Raw genomic sequence first — 17,094 nt, forward strand, 5'->3', positions numbered from 1 at the left:
GGCGAGGGTAGCAGCACCCGAGGCGGGCCCGCCGGCGGCCCGCATGCGCGGTGACGCCTTCGCGGGTAGACTCGCGGCCCCGACCGCCATGGACACTGCCACGATCCCCGCCGGTGCCGCCCGCTTCCTCCAACCCAGGGCCACGTGATCGACGGCCGCGTGGTGTCGCCGTCGACCGGCGCGACGCTGCCCGTCGAGGACCCCGCGACCGGCGAGATCTTCGCGCAGATCCCCGCGGGCAGCCCGGAGGACATCGACCGCGCGGTCCGGGCCGCGCGGGCCAGCTTCACCGCCGGGACGTGGTCGCGCGCCGATCCGGCGCACCGCGGGCGAGTGCTGTGGGCGTTCGCGCGGGCGATCCGCGACGAGGCCGAGGCGCTCGCGTGGCTCGAGACGCGCGACAGCGGCAAGCCGATCGCCGAGGCTCGCGCCGACATCGTCGGCACGGCGGAGATCCTCGAGTACTACGCGGGCCTGGCGTCGCAAGTGTTCGGCCAGACCACGCGCGTGCCGGGTAACAGCTTTGCGACGGTGATCCGCGAGCCGGCCGGGGTGGTCGGGCAGATCACGCCGTGGAACTTCCCGCTGTACGTGGGCGCGTGGAAGTTCGCGCCGGCGCTGTGCAGCGGCTGCAGCGTGGTGCTCAAGCCCAGCGAGCTGACCAGCCTGACGATGCTGGCCGCGGCCGAGCTGGCGCTTGCGGCCGGGGTGCCGCCGGGGGTGTTCAACGTGGTCTGCGGCACCGGGGCCGAGGCCGGCGCGCCGCTGGCGGAGCATCGGGATGTCGACGTGCTGGCGTTCACCGGCGGGGCCGTGACCGGGCGCAAGGTGCTGCACGCGCGCGCGGACCGGCTGCGACCGACGCAGCTCGAGCTCGGCGGCAAGTCGCCCAACATCGTGTTCGACGACGCAGACCTCGAGCGCGCCAGCGCGGGCGCGGCGTTCGGCATCTTTTACAATCAGGGCGAGAACTGCAACGCGGGCAGCCGCTTGCTCGTGCAGGCCGGGATCTACGAGCGCTTCGTGGCGCGCCTGGTCGAGCGGGCGCAGGCGATCCGCGTGCTGCCGCCGCTCGACGAGCGCAGCCAGATGGGCGCGCTGATCTCGGCGGCGCACCTGCGCAAGGTCGCGGGCTACGTGGATGTCGGGATCCTCGAAGGCGCGACGCTGCTGTGCGGCGGACCGCCGCCGGCAGAGGGACACTTCACGCGCGGGCACTGGTACCTGCCGACGGTGCTGGCCGACGTGAAGCCGGAACATCGCGTGTTCCAGGAGGAGATCTTCGGGCCGGTGGTGACGGTCACGAAATTCACCGAGGACGACGAGGCGATCGCGCTGGCGAACGCGACGGAGTTCGGACTGGCGGCCGGGGCGTGGACGTCGAGCGTGCAACGGGCGCTCCGCTGCTCGCAGGAGCTGCAGTCGGGTTACGTGTGGATCAACAACTACAACCCGACCCCCGTCGAGGTGCCGTTCGGCGGGGTGAAGTCCTCCGGCTTCGGCCGCGACTGCGGACCACAGGCGGTCGATACGTACACGACGTGGAAGACGGTGCTGTGGGCGCTGTCGCCGTTCGACGACTGGTACAAGCAATGAGCGAGACGGTCGCAGAGCGCTGATGCGAGCGAGTGCCGGTGTCCTCGCGAATGGGGGCAGCGGCGCCGGGCCCGCGCGCTGCATCGTGGTCGTGGGGCGGGGCGGGTTGGGCTAAGGTCGCGGCAAGATGCGACGATTGCTGCTCCTCGCCGCCCTCCTGACCGCCTGCACGCCCCGCGGGCGCCGTCCGAGCCGACGGGGGAGGCGGCGCCGGCGATGTTGTCGGGGCCGAGGTGGGCGCGCTGGCCGGGGCGTACGGCAAGCTCGGGGGGTCGCTCGGGCGCCAGGACTACGCGGCGGGGCTGGCTGCGCTCGACGCGGCGGCGGCGATCGACGGCAGCAACCAGGCGATCGACTATCTGCGCGCCCAGGTGCTGGCGGCCGCGGGGCGCGGCGAGGAGGCCTTCGCGGTGCTGCGCCGCCTCGACGCGGCGGGCAGCCTGCTGGTGCCGCAGGCGCACGATTTTCCCAAGCTCGGCGGGCCCGAGTTCGAGCGCCTGGTCGCGGCCGCCCGCGCGGCTGCCGGCGCCGAAGAGCGCTCGCGCGTTCACGCTGGCAGACCGCGCGCTGATCCCCGAGGGCATCGCCCACGACCCGACGACCGGCACTTTCTTCGTCGGCAGCATCTACAAGCGCAAGGTCGTGGCCGTCGATCGCAAGGGGGCGGCGCGCACCTCGCGGTGGCGGACGCGACGAACGGTCTCTACAGCCCGCTGGGCATGAAGTTCGACGCGCGCCGCAATTCGTTGTGGGTCGCCAGCGCGGCCGGGCCGGAGATGCAGGGCTACGTCGAGGCCGAGCACCGCGGCAAGGCGGCGCTGCACGAGATCGATCCGTCGACCGGGCAGTCGCGGGCCCGCTACCCGCGTGAATCGGCGGGCCGGCACCTGCTCAACGATCTGGTGATCGCGCCCGACGGCGCGCTGTACGTCACCGACAGCGAGGCCGGCGAGGTCTTGACGCTGCGACCGGGGCCCGGCGCGCAGTTCGAGTCGGTCGCCCCCGCCGGCGAATTCGGCTACCCCAACGGGATCGCCCTGTCCGACGACGGGAGCGTGCTGTTCGTGGCCGACTTCGTGCGCGGGCTGACCGCGATCCCGCTGGCGACCCGCGAGCTCCACGCTGCCGCACCCGCGCGGCGCAGCGACCCACGGCTTCGACGGCCTGTACTTCCACCGCGGCGCGCTGGTCGGGGTCGACAACGGCGCGGGTGGGGGACGGATCGTGCGCCTCGAGCTGGCGCCGGACCTCGGCAGCATCGTCCAGGCAAGAGTGCTCGAGGCCGGGCACCCCGATTTCCTCATTCCCACCACCGGGGTGCTGGACGGTGATTCGCTGGTCTATATCGCCAACTCGCAATTGCGCAGCTTCGAGGGCGGGCAGGTCTTCCCGCCGGAGCGGCTGTTCCCGGTGCAAGTGCTGCGATTGTCGCTGCGCTGATCGTCAGCGCGGGGCCTGAAGCTGCTCGGCGAGCCGATCGAGCAGCTCGCGCCAGCCCTGCTCGCGCATTTGCGGGCCGTCGGCGCCGTCGAAGAAGGCGCCCTGCTCGGTGTAGAGGAGCCGGGTGCCGTCGCCCTGCGGGCGCAGCTCGATGGTGCCGAGGGAGGCGCTGATCCGCCTGCCGCCGACGCTCATGGTATAGGCGACGACGATCCGGCGGCCCGGGACGATGTCCTCGTAATGGCCGTCGTTGCGGATCTCGGCGCCATTCTTGTCGTCGCGGAAGATCGCGGTCTCGCGGCCGCCCTCGCGGAAGTCCAGGTCAGATGCAGGACGCTCCAGCCCTCGCCCTCGGCGAACCACCGCCGCTTCCGCTTGGGGTCGGCCCAGGCCGCGAACACGCGCTCGGCGGCGGCGGGGTAGGTGCGCTCGATGGTGATGGTGCTGTGGACGACGGACTCCGTGTGCATGGCTGTTCCTCCGTGGTTTGTTTGTCGTGCGCTCGCTATTCGTCGGTCTCGGGCTCGGCGAGGAGGTCGCCCAGGCGATCGAGGCGGCGCTCCCACAGGGCGCGGCGCTCCACGATCCACCGCTCGGCGACGTTCAGCCCGGCAGGGTCGAGACGACAGCTGCGGACCCGCCCGACCTTCTCGGTGCGGATGACGCCGCTCTGCTCGAGCACCTGCACGTGCTGCACGACCGCCGCGAGGCTCATCGCCAGCGGCGCGGCCAGCTCCTTCACCGAAGCCGGCCCCCTGCTCAACCGCTCGACCATGGCGCGACGAGACGGATCGGCGAGCGCGTGAAAAACCCGGTCGACGGCGCCAAGGTCAAGCATGGACTTGAGTATTGGATCGCGCGGCTGAAAGGTCAAGTGAAAACTTTGGTATTGATATAGCGGCAGATAAGGTCGGTTAGAACCTTGTTCTTGGGCAGGATCGGAGTGGGTCGGGCGTCTTCATCGGGAGACAGGGGAGGACGGGCGAGGGATGTTTGATGAGACATGTTGAAATGGACATGTCTTTAAAACAGGATTGGAGCATGACGAGCGGGCTCGCCTGGGTGGGACGCTGACGGCGAGTCGGGCTCGCTCGCCGGTGCGGCAATACGATTCGCGCGGACGCCCGGCACATCGCCCGATCGACGGGTGGCGAATCGCAGTACGCAATGAGTCGCGCAGGCGGCGCGGCGGTACGGGTGAAGCGACGCGCGGGCGAGGTCGCGGCGAGGCGGACGCGCGTGATCGAGGCGACCGGTGCGGCCACGTCTTCGTCGCTGCGCCGCAATCGTCGCAGCGGGCCACGCCTGGCCTCGCTGGCCGACCCGAGCCGGCGAGAGTCGCGCGCCCTAATGGAATGAAGGGAGTGGAGCAATGGCCCCGGCTCCGCTGGACGGGTCCCGCGAGGCGACTACGGTTGAGATCATGAAAGAGCGCATCATGACTCGCATTCTCAAGTCCGCTTCGGCGACGGTCGCCGCGCTGGCGCTGATGACCATCGCGGTGCCCGAGGCCGCCGCAGCGGTCGCGGCCGCGACGATGCAGCCGTCTCCGGCTCCGCCGTCGCCGACGCCGAACCCGACGCCGCCGCCGAATCCGAACCCGAACCCCAATCCGAACCCCAATCCGCCGAGCCCGGGGCCGAAGCCGCCGTCGCCGCAGCCGAAGCCGCCGCCGAACCCGATGCCGCCGCCGCAGCCGCCTCCGCCGTCGCCGGCGCCGTCGCCGTCGCCGTCGCCGCTGTGAACGCGGACCGAGCTCGGCACTTCGAGCCGCGAGCGAGCGATTGCGGCGGGCCGCGGGTGTCTGCGAGGACCTCGAGGCCCGATGGCGGTGCGCCGCGGTGGCCCGCACGCGACCGCGAGACTCGGGAGCAGGCGATGGCGGCGTGCCGCGGGCACCTGCGCGAGGACCTCGAGGCTCGATGGCGGTGCGCCGCGGTCGCCCGCACGCGACCGCGAGACTCGGGAGAAGGCGATTGCGCTGGCCGCTGGTGCCCACGATGAATGGCGAGCGCGGCGCCGGGATCGGCGAGGTGAGCCGGGGCTCGCGGGTCCGTGATAGAATCCGCGGGTGATTCCGAGCCTGCGGCTTGTCTCCCCTCGCGCGCGCCGACGTGGACGCTGGCCTGGCTGGCGCTCGGGTGCGCCGCGCCGCCCGAGCAGGAGGCCGCGCGAGCGGCCGCGCCTGCGATCGAGCGACCGGCGCCGTCCGAGCAGGAGGATGCGCGAGCGGCCGCGCCGGCGCGCGAGCGATCGGCGGCCGCGCCGCCCGGGTTGCCGTCGTCCGATGCGACGCAAGCCGAGCCGTCGCCGTCGTCCGAGGCGATGCAGGTCGGGGCGCCGCCGGGGCTCGATCCGTCGCTCGCCGCCGATCCGGCGCTGCAGCGGGCCCACGCGGTGCTGGCTCGCGTGCCGCTGATCGACGGTCACAACGATCTGCCGTGGACGATCCGCGAGCACAAGGATGCGCCGGGCGTCGCCGCGTATGGCCTGCGCGCGGCCACCAAGGGCACACCGATCTGCCGCGGCTGCGCGGGTCGGGTCGGCGCCAGTTCTGGTCGGTGTACGTGCCCGGCGATCGGCCGGCCGGCGACATGGTGCGCCTGCAGCTCGAGCAGATCGATCTGGCGCGGCGGATGATCGCGCAATATTCCGACGACCTGGCGCTGGCGCTGACCGCCGACGAGGTCGAGGCGGCCTTCCAGGCCGGGCGGGTGGCGTCGCTGCTCGGCGCCGAGGGCGAGCACACTCTGGCCAATTCGCTGGCGACGCTGCGGGCCTATCACGCGCTCGGGGTCCGCTACCTGACGCTGACGCACAATGTCCATACCGACTGGGCCGACTGCGCAGTGCTGCCGCCGCGCCACGACGGGCTGACCACGTTCGGCGAGGAGGTGGTGCGCGAGATGAACCGCCTGGGCATGCTGGTCGACCTGTCGCACGTGTCGCCGGCGACGATGGACGACGCGCTGCGGGTGAGCGAGGCGCCGGTCATCTTCTCGCACTCGTCGGCGCGGGCGATCGCCGACACCGCCCGCAACGTGCCCGACGACATCCTGCGGCGGATCCCCGAGAACGGTGGGGTGGTGATGGTCACGTTCCTGCCGGCCTACGTGTCGCAGGCGGCGCGGACGCCCGTGAGGCGCGGCGCAAGGCCCAGGCGGAGGGCGAAGCTGGCCGATCCGGCCGCCAGGGCCGCCCGGCTGGCGGAGATCGACGCCGAGCCGCAGCCGCGCGCGACCCTGGCGCAGGTGGCCGACCACGTCGAGCACGTGCGCCGCGTGGCCGGCGTCGACCACGTGGGCCTGGGCAGCGACTTCGACGGGATGTCGGCGGTGCCGGTCGGCCTGGAGGACGTGTCGAAGTACCCCCATTTGCTGGCCGAGCTGGCCCGCCGGGGCTGGACCGACGAGGAGCTGGAGAAGCTCGCCGGCCGCAACCTGCTCCGCGTGCTGCGGGCCGCGGAGCGACGGCGCAGCGGCTGCAAGCGGCGCGGCCGCCGTCGCTGGCGACGTGTACGCCTGCGACCGAGGACAAGCGCGAGCCGTGATCTTTCGCGGGGCTTGTCGGACCGGGCCGCGCCGTGCGAATCATTGGGTGCCGATGACCGCAACCGTGAGCCGATCGATCGTCACCGAGTTCGTCGATTACCCCGCCGGCGACATCGTGGCCGAGGGCTACCTGGCGCACGACGGGGCGACCGGACGGCCGCGCGCGTGCGTGGTGCTGGCCCACGCGTGGGACGGCCAGAACGGCTCGATCCGCGCCCGTGCGGAGGAATTCGCGGCCCAGGGCCGGGTGGCCTTCGCCCTCGACGTGTACGGCAAGGGCGTGCGCGGCGAGGAGACCGGCGACAACTCGCGCCTGATGTTCCCGCTGCTGAACGACCGCGCGCTGCTGCGCGACCGCCTGGTCGCCGGCGTGGCCGCGGCCCGCCAGCACCCGCTGGTCGACCCCGACCGCCTGGTGGTGATCGGCTGGTGCTTCGGCGGCCTGTGTGCGCTCGACGCGGCGCGCAGCAACGCCGGCGGGGTCCGCGGGGTGGTGTCGATCCACGGGGTGCTGCGGCCGCCGGGCTTCCCGAGCAGCCGAAGATCGGCGCGAAGATCCTGGTGCTGCACGGCTGGGAGGACCCGATCGCGCCGCCCGAGGACGTGCTCGGGATGGCCCGCGAGCTGACCGCCGCCGGCGCCGACTGGCAGATCCACGCGTACGGCCATGCGATGCACGCGTTCACGTTCCCCGGCGCGCAGATGCCCGAGCGCGGGCTGCAGTACGACGCGAACGCGGCCCGCCGCGCAGCAGGCGATCGACGCGTTCCTGGCCGAGACGCTCGGGCCGGTCGAGCGCTAGCGCAGGAGGCGGCCGGCCGCGCGGGCTGTCGCGGCAATGAGGGCAGGAGCGGCGCCGCCGCGGGTCGACCTGAATCATCGTTTCGTGGCGGCTCGAGAGGACGACGTGGCCGCGGGAGGATGGCCGCGTCCCACAGCATGATAGCTGCGACCCGCGTCATCGATGCATTCGTCGCTCGCCCGGTCGGGCCTGCTCGCGCGGTCGGTCGGATTGGTGAATGTATGATCCGGAGACCCTCGTGCTCGCCGAAGCCGACGAGCCGTCGTCGCCGGCGAATCGAGGGTGCACGTATCGCGCCCCGTCGGCGCTCGCCTCGCGGCATGGCGGTCGCGTCTGCCACGATTGCCCGTGACCGGCCGCCTGGCCCGGCAGAGGTTGCTCCGGGGTTTGCACGAGCGCGCCGATTGCCCAGACTTCGCGGCAACGAGGTCTGCATGCTCAAGCTTACCGATGTCCATCGCGTGCTCAGCCAACCGGCGGCCGACAAGACGCTGTCGATCTACGCGCAGGTCGATCCCTCGCTGTTCGAAAACCAGGGCGGACGCCGGGCTGGCGGATCTGGCTCAAGAACTCGCTGCGCGACGTGAAGGCGGCGCACGAGGACCCGGCGGCGGCGGAGCTGATCGCGCGGGCCGAGCAGTTCTTCGCCACGCTGCGGCCGGAGTGCAAGGCGGTCGCGGCCTTCTTCACGCCGGGCGCCGAGGAGGTGCTCCGGCTGCGGGTCCCGATCGTCCAGCCCGAGTGCCACTTCGGCCGGCCGGCGGTGGCCTCGCTGCTGTGGCTGCTCGACGAGTACGAGCCGTACGTGGTGGCGCTGGTCGACTCGGAGAAGGTCCGCTTCTTCGTCGCCAAGCTGGGCCGCGCCGACCTCGGCGGCACCCGTTACAACGAGGTGCGCGAGTACGACTTCCCGCCGAAGTACCTGCCGGCGACCGGCCGCGGCGAGGGCGGCTACACCCAGGGCGGCAACAACCGCGACGCCTTCGAGGCGACCATCGAGGACCACACGCGCCGGTTCTACCGCCAGGTCGCCGAGCAATGCGGCCACCTGCTCGAAGAGTCAGGCGCGAAGCGGATCCTGCTCGGCGGGAGCGAGGCCTCGGCGCGGGCGGTCGAGGGCCTCATGCACGACACCGTGCGCAAGGCCGTGATCGGGTTCGTGCCGACACAAATGCACCTGAGCGACCAGGCCATGTGGGATCACATGATGCCGCGCGCGCTCGAGCACGAGCGCGCCCACGAGTGCGCGCTGGTCGACGAGGTGGTCGACCTGGCCAAGGCCGGCGGCCGCGGGGCGCTGGGGATCGCCACGGTGCTCGACTGCCTGAAGAACAAGCAGGTCGAGCTGCTGCTGGTGCCCTGGCCGCTCGCCGAGCCGAGCTGCAGGTGAACCTGCCGGAGATGGCGATGGCCGCGGGCGCCCGCGTCGAGCTGGTCGCCGGCGCGGCGGCCGAGCGCGTGCTGCAGGAGGGCGGGCTGGCGGCCCGGCTCTTCTACGGCATCCCCGAGGCGGCCCCGGCGGCGCCTTCAAGGGCGCCGCCTGAGCCGGCAAGGGCGTCGGGAACCATGCGCACGCAGGTCCCGGCGCCCGGGGCTGTCTCGAAGGACAGCTTGCCGCCGTGGCGGTCGACGAAGCCGCGGACGATGGCGAGCCCGAGGCCGGTGCCCTCCGCCTTGGTGGTGAAGAAGGGCTCGAGCATGTGCGCCTGCACCTCGGCGGCGATGCCGGGGCCGTCGTCGACGACCTCGACGTAGGCCCCGCCGGCGCCGGCGCCGGTGCGCACGGTGACGGTGCCGGTCGTCTCGACGGCGTCGAGGGCGTTGCCGATCAGGTTGATCAGCGCCGAGGTGAACTCGCCCGGGCGAGATCTGGACCGGCGGCGTCGGCGAGGTCTCGTCGACGACCAGCCGCACCTGCGGCGGCGAGCGGTGGCGGCACAGCTCGACCGCCTCGCGGGCGAGCTCGGCGAGCGCGCCCGTGACGGTCTCGCCGCCGCCGCGCCGGCTGAAGCCGCTGAGGCGGTCGATGACCTGGACGCCGATCGCCAGGCCGTGCTCGAGCTTGCAGAGCGACTGCATGGCCTGCGGGTGATCGGCGACGAGCCGCCGCAGCAGGCCGGTGTGCAGCGTCAGCGGGGTGAAGATGTTGCGCAGGTCGTGGGCGATGCCGGCGGCCATCAGGCCGAGCGCGCGCAGCTCTCCGTCTCGGCCAGCCGCGCCTCGGTCTCGCGCTGGCGCCGGCGCAGCTGGGCCTCTCGCAGCTCGCGCTCGACCGCGGGCAGCAGGCGCGCCAGCCGGCCCTTGACGATGAAGTCGTGGGCGCCGGCGCGGAGGGCGTCGACCGCGTCCTCCTCGCGCATGGCGCCGGACACGACGATGAACGGCAGGTCGAGGCCGGAGGCGTGGAGCTCGGCGAGCGCCTCGCGGCCGCTGAAGCGCGGCATGGCGCAGTCGGACAGCACGAGCTCCCAGCCGCCGCGCTCGAGCTCGTCGCGCATGTCCTCGGCGGTGTCGACGCAGACCCAGCGGACGTCGAAGCCGCCGCGCTCGAGCTCGTAGACGAGGAGCATGGCGTCCTCCTCGTCGTCGTCGACGACCATGACCGCGAGGTGGCGGGTCACTGGGCGCCTACCAGCGCCGGCTCGGCGCCGCCGTGAGGCCGCGCGTCGGAGTCCCTGCGGATGTCCTGAGGGACAGGATCGACGCTGGCGGGTGAGAGGGTCCAAAAGAAGGCGGCGCCGCTGCCGGGCGCCGACTCGGCCCAGATCCGGCCGCGATGGCGACGGACGATCCGCTGCACCGTGGCGAGGCCGATGCCGTCGCCCGGGAACTCGCCGGCGCCGTGGAGGCGGCAGAACGGCCCGAACAGCTCCTCGCTGCGCGAGGCGTCGAAGCCGACGCCGTTGTCCCGCACGCGATAGACCAGCTCGCCGGCGGGCGAGACCTCGGCGCTCACCTCGACCGTGGGCTCGGCGCTCGGGCGCGTGAACTTGAAGGCGTTGCCGAGCAAGTTCTGCAGCAGCAGGCGCACGAGGCCGGCGTCGGCCACGGCGACGAGGCCGTCCTGGACGACGACGCGCACGCGGTGGGTGGTGTGCCCGGCCTGCAGCTCGGCGGCGACGCTGCGCGCGAGCCCGGACAGGTCGATCGACTGCCGCCGCACCACGTCGGCGCCCCGCCCACGCGCGAGAGGTCGAGCATGTCGTCGATCATGCGGTCCATGCGGGCGGCGCCGCGGCACGCGGTCCAGACAGTCGCGGCCGCGGGCGTCGAGCTGCGCGCCAGCGCTCGTCGAGCGCGCGGCTGAAGCCGGCGATCGCCCGCAGCGGCGCGCGCAGGTCGTGCGAGACGGCGTAGGCGAACGCGCTCAGCTCGTCGTTGAGCGCCTCGAGCTGGGCGGTGCGGTCGCGGACCCGGCGCTCGAGGTCGTTGTAGAGCTCGACGTTCTCGAGCGCGATCGAGGTGCTGTCGGCCAGCGCCTGCAGCGCCGGACCTCGTCCTCGCCGGCGACGCGGTGGCGGGCCAGTACGTGCCGATGGCGCCGATCGGCCGGGCCTTGCGGATCGGCACCATCGCCATGCTCTTGACGAAGGTGGGTCGATACGCGTCGCCGGGGATCCGCGGGTCGACGAACACGTCCTCGATGACGAGGGGCTGCGCGCTGCATGACCCACCCGCTGGCGCAGCTCTCCATGGGGAACCGCTTGCCCTTCCACAACGGACTTATCGCCTCCTCGTCCGCGTAAAGCACCGACCGCAGTCACGCAGGACGAAGGTGGCGCCGTCGGCCTCGACGAGCGCGCGGGCGGCGTGACGGACGATCGCGGTGACTTCGTCCAGGGAGCGAGCCAGCGACAGCTCCTGGACGACGGCGATGAGGTGCCCCTGCCGTGATTCGAGGTGCGAGACGTCCGCCATGCGCCAGATTTGCGCGCCCGAATGCCCGGCGCCAAGTGGCGCAGGCCGCGGCGAGAGGCCCCGGCGCGGGGGCTCCTCACACGCGAAACGGCCCCGCCCGGCTGTGACGGCCTCGGCGGCAGCGCGCCGCTCGCCGCTCGCGCGGCCGCCGCGGGCGCGGGCGGTGCTCCTGCGCACAATGCCTCTCGGGACATGTCCGCGGTCGCGGCGCGGCGGCGGCCGGTCGCGGCGGCCCCGGTTGCATGGCCGGAGGACATGCACCGCAGGACATGGCGACACAGGCAGATCAGTTGTCGACCAGCAGCTGGGCGGCCAGCTGCTTGCCGAGCGCGTCGGCGGCGGACTGGCTCTCGATCGGGTCGACGTAGTTGGCGCCGGTGAAGACGATGTAGGTGACGCCGCTGGCGACGCCGCCGTTGATCGGGCTCGGCGGGATGCCGAGCAGCTCGGCGGCGCGGTACGACAGCTCGCCGATGACGCCGGTCGGGCCCGCGTCGGCGTAGGGGGCGTAGATCAGCTTGCCGTTGTAGAGGATCGCGCCGACGCTGCCGTAGCCGGACCAGCCGGTCTTGATGCCGTAGGTCTTGGGGTCGAAGCCGTTGCTCGGCAGCGGCACCACCAGGAACGCGGTCTTGGCCGCGTTGATGAAGTTGCCCAGCGAGTCCTTGGCCGAGGTCTCGGGCTGGTAGTACGGGTCGACGGTGCACTTGGGGTCCGGGGCGCCGTCGCAGTCGATGTCGGCGTCGGCGCGCCACCACACGGCGCCGTCGAGCTGGCAGACCGGGATGGTGGCGGCGGCGGCCGAGTCGGTCTTGAATTTGGTGGTGCCGGGCAGCTGCGTGCAGCTCTGCGTCAGCGCCAGCAGCTGGTCGTAGGTCGGGTCGCCGTTCGGGGGCGGCGGCGGCGGCCGTTGCCGGCCCCGGTGACGCGGATGGCGTCGGCGATGACGACGTAGTTGCCGGTGGTCCAGCGCGACACCGCGATCTTGTTCCACCCGGCCGTGAAGGCGAACGTGCCGACGGCGGTCCACGCCTTGCCGCCCGCCTGCATGTTGACCTTCACCGTGCCGAGGTTCTTGCCCTGGGCGTCGAAGGCGACGACCGGCGCGTCGGGGGCGCGATTGGTGCCGCTGGTGTACCAGATCTCGACCTTCTTGCTGCCCGCGCCGGCGAGGTAGAACGAGAACTCGGCGGCGTCGGACACCGGCGAGACGGCGGCGAACAGATAGTTGCTGCCGTAGAAGCCGGGGTCGCGGCGGTCGCCGACCAGTTGGCGGAGGCGGTGAACTTGGCGCGCGCCGGGTCGTTGTTGCCGTTGCTGCTGTCGACGATGATCTCGGCGGGATCCGCGTTCATCGGCGGCGGGTCCTCCGGCGGATCTTCGGGCGGCGGGTCCTGCGGGTCGGGCGGCGGCTCGTTCGGGTCGGGCTGCTCCGGCGGCGGGTCCTCGGGCTGTCCGCCGCAGGCGGCCTCGATCTTGTTGAAATAGGTGGCCCACGGCCAATTGGGGCCGGGGTCGATGCGGTTGTTCGGCTGCAGTGGCCGTGCGCGACCACGTGGTACTTGTCGCGCGGGATGCCCTGGCGCTTGGTGATGTCGCACACCAGCTTGGCCGACTGCTCGATCAGGTTGGCGTTCCAGTTGGCCTGCTTGGCGTAGCCGGCGTGCTCGATGCCGACGGTGAAGTTGTTGCTGCTGGTGCCGTGGAGCTGCGATTCTTGCCCGCCGTTGAGGCTCTTGTCGTACTTCGCGGCGATGTGCCAGGCGCGCTGGTCCTCCTTGACGAGCTGGGAGATCTCCGAGCCGTCCTCCTTGACCACGTAATGGGCGCTGACGTCCGAGTCGTCGTTGACGAGCCAGCCCCAGCAGCCCGAGTAGGCGCCTCGCACGAGTGGATGATGACCATGCGCCGCTCGCCGGTGACGCCGGCCGGGCGGCTGCCGTAGTTGGGCGAGCTGCGGAAGATCGCGCCGGCGTAGTCGGGGTTGGTGGCCAGCGTCGGGCCGCCCGGAGGGTGTACTGCGGCTCGACGTCGGGCTCGGGCGGGATCTCCGAGATCACGTTGCCGTCGTTGTCGGTGACGACGAGGCCGTTCTTGATCAGGCCGTAGACGTCGTTGTGGATGTAGCCGACGCTGGCGGCGTCGTTCCCGATGGCGGCCAGCGCCGCGATCGCCGGGGCCCACGCGCCGAGGTCGTCGCGGTCGATGCCCTCCTGATCGGACATGTCCCGCAGGACAGCCGCGGCGGCGCGGATGTTGGTCTCGCGGTCGGTCTTGATCGCGTCGAGCTCGACGCCGAGGAGCTCGGCGGCCCGCTGCTGGTTGGCGCCGCGCAGCGCCATGGGCCCGAAGGCGGCGTCGCGCCCGTCGAACTCGACCTGGCCCTCGACCGTCTCCCAGCGGGTCTCGACGTAGGCGACCGCCTTGAGCAGCGAGACCGGGACGCCGAACTCCTCCGAGGCGCGGATGAACTCGCCCTCGATGCCCTCGAGGTATTCGCCAGGGTCGGCCTCGGGCGGATCGACGGGGTCGGGGACGTCGATCGGATGATCGCCGGTCTCGCCGCTCTCGCGCCGCCGTCGCTCTCACAGGCGAGGGCGAGCAACGAGAGGAGCGTGAGGGCGCGCGTCGAGACGGGTCGCAGCATCGACTGCGGCTATAGGCCGAGCGCGCGCGGCCACAAGAGGGGCACGCACCCGCGCGGATGGGGCGAGGCAAGAGAAACATGTTTCGCTGGCTGGGCCTCGATTGCGCAATGCGGGTCGCAAGCCCTCGTCCGCGTGGGGGCCAGCGCGCGCGCTCGGGGGCTCGCGGACAGCGAGGCGGCAATGGCCCTGCGATGGGCCCCGGGGCGACCTTCTACTTCGAGGATGGACGGCGGTCATGAGCGATCGCGGCGTTCATCAGGGACGCGACGGACGCGACGGCGGGCTCGTCCATCATCGAGAAATGATCGGCGTCGACGCTGGCGCGGGTGTACGCGCCGTCGACCAACTCCAGCCACGCCCGGTCGGCGTGACGCTCGTCGGGGTCGGGCTGCACGCGGGCCTTGACGTAGAGGACGTCGGCGGCGAGCGGGGCCGGGTCGCAGGTGGCGAGGGCGCTCCAGGTGGCGCGCACGAGCCCGCGGAAGGCCGGGTCGTCGCGCAGGGTCGCCGCGAATTGTTCATAGGCGAGCGACGAATCGCTGCGCATGCGCTCGGCGATCTGGAACACGTCGTCGTCGCTCGTGAGGACCAGCCGCCGCGCCGGCGCGAGCGAGGCGGTGTCGAGCAGGGCGACCAGGTCGACGCGTTCGCCGCCCTCGAGCAGCCGCCGCGCGAGCTCGAAGGCGATGACGCCACCCGCCGAGTGACCGCCGAGCAAGTACGGCCCGCGCGGCTGCGCGGCCCGGACCTCGGCGAGCTGATGCGCGACGAGCTCGTCCATGCGCGCGAACACGGGCTCGCCCGGCTCCATGCCCGAGGCGCGCACGCCGATGACGTGCAGCGACGGATCGAGCCTGCGCGCCAGCGGCAGGTAGGTGAAGACGGTCCCGCCGATCGGCTGGAGCAGGAACAGGCGCCGGCCCGGGCCCGGCCGCAAGGTGATCGTGAGCCGCTCGCGCGCGGCGCTGATGCGACGGGAGCTTCGGGGAGGCGGGCGCGGAGGAATGCTGCGAGTCCGGCGATCGTGGGGTGGTCGACGAATGCGTGCACCGGGGAGCTTGACCCCGAGCAGCTCCTCGACGCGGACCCGCACGCGCAGGGCCAGGAACGAGGAGCCGCCGAGGTCGAAGAAGTTGTCGGCCGGGCCCGGCGGGGGACGCCGAGCACTTCGGCGAACACGCCGGCGAGGGCGCGCTCGATCGGATCGGTCGGAGCCGTCGCGTCCGTGCTGATGGTCGTGGGCGCGTCGGGGATCACCGGCACCGCGCGCGCAGGACGTCCGCGCTGCGCGGGTGCTCGTGGTGGACGCGCTCGAAGGCGTAGGTCGGCAGCGGCACGCGGCGGCGGCGTTCGCCGGCGAACAGGGCGTCCCAGCGAATGTCGACACCGCGGCACCACAGTTGGCCGAGCGCGTGGGTGAAGGTCTCGAGGTCGCCGAGGTTGCCGCCGCGCGCGGCCATGGTGGCGAGGATCGGGCGGGCGCCGGCGTCGGGGTGGCGGCGGGCGAGGCCGGCGAGGGTGCGACCGGGGCCGACCTCGACGAGGAGGAGCTCGGGGTCGGCGAGCAGGCGGCCGACGCCGGCGGCGAAGCGCACCGTGCCGCGCAGGTGCCGGCCCCAGTGCTGCGGGTCGCGGGCGTCGTCGTCGCCGAGCCAGTCGCCGGTCACGTTGGAGACGAGCGGGATCGTCGGCGCTGCGAGCGAGCGGCGCGCGCAGGCAACGAGCGGTGCGATCAGCGGTTCGACCAGCCCGCAGTGCGAGGCGCCTGCCACCGGCAATCGGCGCGAGTCGACGCCGTCGCGGGCGAGCGCGGCCTCGAAGGCGTCGATCGCGGTGAGCGGCCCGGCCACGACGCAGCTGTCGGCCGCGTTGACCACGGCGATGTCGAGGCCGGGCGGGAGGCGCTGCGCGAGCGCGGCCTCGGACAGGGCGACGACCAGCAGGCCGGCCTCGACGTCCAGCGATTCGTGGAGGCGGGCGCGCGTGGCCAAGAGACGGGCGGCGTCGGCGAGCGAGAGGACGCCGGCGATCGCGGCCGCGGTGTACTCGCCGAGGCTGTGTCCGGTCAGCGCGACCGGGATGACGCCGAGTGCCATCATTCGTCGGGCGAGCGCGTATTCGCAGCAGAAGATCGCCGGCAGGAAGCGCGTGGGTCGCAACAATTCGCGGGCGGCCGCGTCGGGGTCGGCGGCGTAGAGCAGGTGCCGGACGTCGAGGTCGAGCTCGTCGGCGAAGCGGTCGGCGGCGGCGTCGAACTCGGCGCGGTAGGCCGGATCGCCACTATCATAAAGCTCGCGGCCCATGCCGACCGACTGGGTGCCGCCGCCGGGGAACAGGAACGCGACGCGCGGCCTTTCGCCGGCGACGCCCTCGACCAGGCGGGCCCGGTCGGTCCCCTGCAAGGCGCGGACGGCCGCGTCGGCGTCGCGGGCGATCACTGCCAGGCGGCGCCGCAGGGGCGTGCGGCCGCGGGCGAGGGTGTGGGCGACATCCGGCAGCGCGGGGGCGTCGGGGCGGGCGAGGGCGTCGGCGAGGCGGGCGGCGCCGGCCGTCAGCGCGCCAGGCGATTGCGCCGACAGCACGAGCAGCTGCACGGGTGCGACGGATCGGGGGTCGGCGACGCCGGAGCCTCGCCGAGGATCGCGTGCGCGTTGGTGCCGCCGACCCGGAACGAGCTGACCGCGGCGAATCGCGGTACATGGCTCTTGGGCCATGTCATGGTCTCGCTGTTGACGAAGAACGGGCTCTCGTCGAGGGCGAGCTCGGGGTTGGCGGCGCGGAAGTGCAGGGTCGGCGGGATGGCCTCGCGGGCGAGCGCCAGGGCGGCCTTGATGAGGCCGGTGACGCCGGCGGCGGCGCCGAGGTGGCCGATGTTGCCCTTGATGGATCCGAGCGCGCACCAGGCCCGCGCGGCGGTGCGGCGGCGATAGGCCTGGGTGAGCGCGGCGACCTCGATCGGATCGCCGAGGCGGGTGGCGGTGCCGTGCGCCTCGACGAGCCCGATCTGGGCCGGCTCGACGCCGGCGACCGCGAGCGCGCGCTCGATCACCTCGCACTGGCCGGGGACGCTCGGGGCGGTGAAGCCGACCTTGCGCGCCGTCGTTGTTGATCGCGGTGGCGTGAATCACCGCGTGGATCG

Annotated in this window: 21 protein-coding genes and 3 pseudogenes; 10 read left to right on the plus strand and 14 right to left on the minus strand. The window is 72.8% G+C overall.

Translation table 11 applies throughout. The features are described from left to right. Positions 1-144: 144 nt before the first annotated feature. The 3 genes from OV079_RS52935 to OV079_RS52945 all read left to right on the plus strand — a co-directional run bounded on the left by OV079_RS52935 (position 145) and on the right by OV079_RS52945 (position 3,036). Entirely contained in the window at positions 145-1,596 is a 1,452-nt protein-coding gene (locus OV079_RS52935; protein WP_267778323.1) for an aldehyde dehydrogenase family protein, read from the plus strand. A 233-nt stretch (positions 1,597-1,829) separates the two neighbouring features. Further along, the gene (locus tag OV079_RS52940; RefSeq protein ID WP_267778325.1) at positions 1,830-2,927 is read left to right on the plus strand and encodes an SMP-30/gluconolactonase/LRE family protein; all 1,098 of its coding nucleotides are present in this window, start codon (positions 1,830-1,832) and stop codon (positions 2,925-2,927) included. Beyond that, positions 2,914-3,036 carry a hypothetical protein gene (locus OV079_RS52945; protein WP_267778326.1) on the plus strand — a complete coding sequence of 41 codons (123 nt, stop codon included), beginning with the start codon at positions 2,914-2,916 and terminating at the stop codon, positions 3,034-3,036. The genes OV079_RS52940 and OV079_RS52945 overlap by 14 nt, the downstream gene beginning before the upstream one ends. A gap of 3 nt (positions 3,037-3,039) precedes the next feature. Here the strand turns inward: OV079_RS52945 and OV079_RS52950 are convergent, their stop codons facing one another. Both OV079_RS52950 and OV079_RS52955 read right to left on the minus strand, forming a co-directional pair. Continuing rightward, a complete protein-coding gene (locus OV079_RS52950; RefSeq protein WP_267778327.1) occupies positions 3,040-3,399 on the minus strand; it encodes an SRPBCC domain-containing protein in 360 nt (119 codons plus the stop codon). Positions 3,400-3,541: 142 nt separating this feature from the next. Then, entirely contained in the window at positions 3,542-3,874 is a 333-nt protein-coding gene (locus OV079_RS52955; RefSeq protein WP_267778328.1) for an ArsR/SmtB family transcription factor, read from the minus strand. Between the two features lie 585 nt (positions 3,875-4,459). Here OV079_RS52955 and OV079_RS52960 point away from each other — a divergent pair. The 7 genes and pseudogenes from OV079_RS52960 to OV079_RS52990 all read left to right on the plus strand — a co-directional run bounded on the left by OV079_RS52960 (position 4,460) and on the right by OV079_RS52990 (position 8,779). Continuing rightward, entirely contained in the window at positions 4,460-4,780 is a 321-nt protein-coding gene (locus tag OV079_RS52960) for a hypothetical protein (protein ID WP_267778329.1), read from the plus strand. A 530-nt stretch (positions 4,781-5,310) separates the two neighbouring features. After that, on the plus strand, positions 5,311-5,676 hold the full coding sequence (locus OV079_RS52965; RefSeq protein ID WP_267778330.1) for a hypothetical protein: 366 nt from the start codon (positions 5,311-5,313) through the stop codon (positions 5,674-5,676). Beyond that, positions 5,565-6,434 (plus strand): annotated as a pseudogene (locus tag OV079_RS60440) (dipeptidase); the annotation flags it as partial. The gene OV079_RS52965 and the pseudogene OV079_RS60440, both read left to right, overlap by 112 nt. Positions 6,435-6,651: 217 nt before the next feature. Beyond that, positions 6,652-7,215, plus strand: coding sequence for a dienelactone hydrolase family protein (locus OV079_RS52975; RefSeq protein WP_267778332.1), 564 nt, complete (start codon positions 6,652-6,654; stop codon positions 7,213-7,215). Next, a pseudogene (locus tag OV079_RS60445) lies at positions 7,173-7,277 on the plus strand (dienelactone hydrolase family protein); the annotation flags it as partial. The gene OV079_RS52975 and the pseudogene OV079_RS60445, both read left to right, overlap by 43 nt. Before the next feature lie 546 nt (positions 7,278-7,823). After that, positions 7,824-7,976 carry a hypothetical protein gene (locus OV079_RS52985; protein ID WP_267778911.1) on the plus strand — a complete coding sequence of 51 codons (153 nt, stop codon included), beginning with the start codon at positions 7,824-7,826 and terminating at the stop codon, positions 7,974-7,976. Then, on the plus strand, positions 7,973-8,779 hold the full coding sequence (locus OV079_RS52990) for a VLRF1 family aeRF1-type release factor (RefSeq protein WP_267778334.1): 807 nt from the start codon (positions 7,973-7,975) through the stop codon (positions 8,777-8,779). The genes OV079_RS52985 and OV079_RS52990 overlap by 4 nt, the downstream gene beginning before the upstream one ends. A gap of 103 nt (positions 8,780-8,882) precedes the next feature. Here the strand turns inward: OV079_RS52990 and OV079_RS56975 are convergent, their stop codons facing one another. The 12 genes and pseudogenes from OV079_RS56975 to OV079_RS60455 all read right to left on the minus strand — a co-directional run bounded on the left by OV079_RS56975 (position 8,883) and on the right by OV079_RS60455 (position 17,004). Then, positions 8,883-9,482 (minus strand): ATP-binding protein, encoded by a 600-nt coding sequence (locus OV079_RS56975; protein WP_267778860.1) that lies wholly within the window; start codon positions 9,480-9,482, stop codon positions 8,883-8,885. An 84-nt stretch (positions 9,483-9,566) separates the two neighbouring features. Beyond that, the gene (locus tag OV079_RS53000; RefSeq protein WP_267778336.1) at positions 9,567-10,010 is read right to left on the minus strand and encodes a response regulator; all 444 of its coding nucleotides are present in this window, start codon (positions 10,008-10,010) and stop codon (positions 9,567-9,569) included. Next, positions 10,007-10,555 (minus strand): sensor histidine kinase, encoded by a 549-nt coding sequence (locus tag OV079_RS53005; RefSeq protein ID WP_267778337.1) that lies wholly within the window; start codon positions 10,553-10,555, stop codon positions 10,007-10,009. Before OV079_RS53005 ends, OV079_RS53000 begins: the two co-directional genes overlap by 4 nt. 43 nt (positions 10,556-10,598) lie before the next feature. Continuing rightward, positions 10,599-11,105 (minus strand): hypothetical protein, encoded by a 507-nt coding sequence (locus tag OV079_RS53010; RefSeq protein ID WP_267778338.1) that lies wholly within the window; start codon positions 11,103-11,105, stop codon positions 10,599-10,601. A 7-nt stretch (positions 11,106-11,112) separates the two neighbouring features. After that, positions 11,113-11,307, minus strand: a complete 195-nt coding sequence (locus OV079_RS53015) for a hypothetical protein (protein WP_267778339.1) — start codon at positions 11,305-11,307, stop codon at positions 11,113-11,115. Between the two features lie 286 nt (positions 11,308-11,593). Next, a complete protein-coding gene (locus OV079_RS53020; RefSeq protein WP_267778861.1) occupies positions 11,594-12,067 on the minus strand; it encodes a glycoside hydrolase family 75 protein in 474 nt (157 codons plus the stop codon). Between the two features lie 92 nt (positions 12,068-12,159). Further along, a complete protein-coding gene (locus OV079_RS53025; RefSeq protein ID WP_267778340.1) occupies positions 12,160-12,510 on the minus strand; it encodes a golvesin C-terminal-like domain-containing protein in 351 nt (116 codons plus the stop codon). Between the two features lie 148 nt (positions 12,511-12,658). Continuing rightward, the gene (locus tag OV079_RS53030; RefSeq protein ID WP_267778341.1) at positions 12,659-13,195 is read right to left on the minus strand and encodes an N-acetylmuramoyl-L-alanine amidase; all 537 of its coding nucleotides are present in this window, start codon (positions 13,193-13,195) and stop codon (positions 12,659-12,661) included. Between the two features lie 971 nt (positions 13,196-14,166). Then, positions 14,167-14,892, minus strand: a complete 726-nt coding sequence (locus OV079_RS53035; protein WP_267778342.1) for an alpha/beta fold hydrolase — start codon at positions 14,890-14,892, stop codon at positions 14,167-14,169. A 120-nt stretch (positions 14,893-15,012) separates the two neighbouring features. Further along, a pseudogene (locus OV079_RS60450) lies at positions 15,013-15,102 on the minus strand (phosphopantetheine-binding protein); the annotation flags it as partial. Between the two features lie 106 nt (positions 15,103-15,208). After that, positions 15,209-16,549 carry an acyltransferase domain-containing protein gene (locus tag OV079_RS53040; protein WP_267778343.1) on the minus strand — a complete coding sequence of 447 codons (1,341 nt, stop codon included), beginning with the start codon at positions 16,547-16,549 and terminating at the stop codon, positions 15,209-15,211. Then, the gene (locus tag OV079_RS60455; RefSeq protein ID WP_420829618.1) at positions 16,507-17,004 is read right to left on the minus strand and encodes a ketoacyl-synthetase C-terminal extension domain-containing protein; all 498 of its coding nucleotides are present in this window, start codon (positions 17,002-17,004) and stop codon (positions 16,507-16,509) included. Before OV079_RS60455 ends, OV079_RS53040 begins: the two co-directional genes overlap by 43 nt. Between the last annotated feature and the right edge of the window lie 90 nt (positions 17,005-17,094).

The organism is Nannocystis pusilla, from assembly GCF_026626665.1.
Taxonomy (GTDB): domain Bacteria; phylum Myxococcota_A; class Polyangia; order Nannocystales; family Nannocystaceae; genus Nannocystis; species Nannocystis pusilla.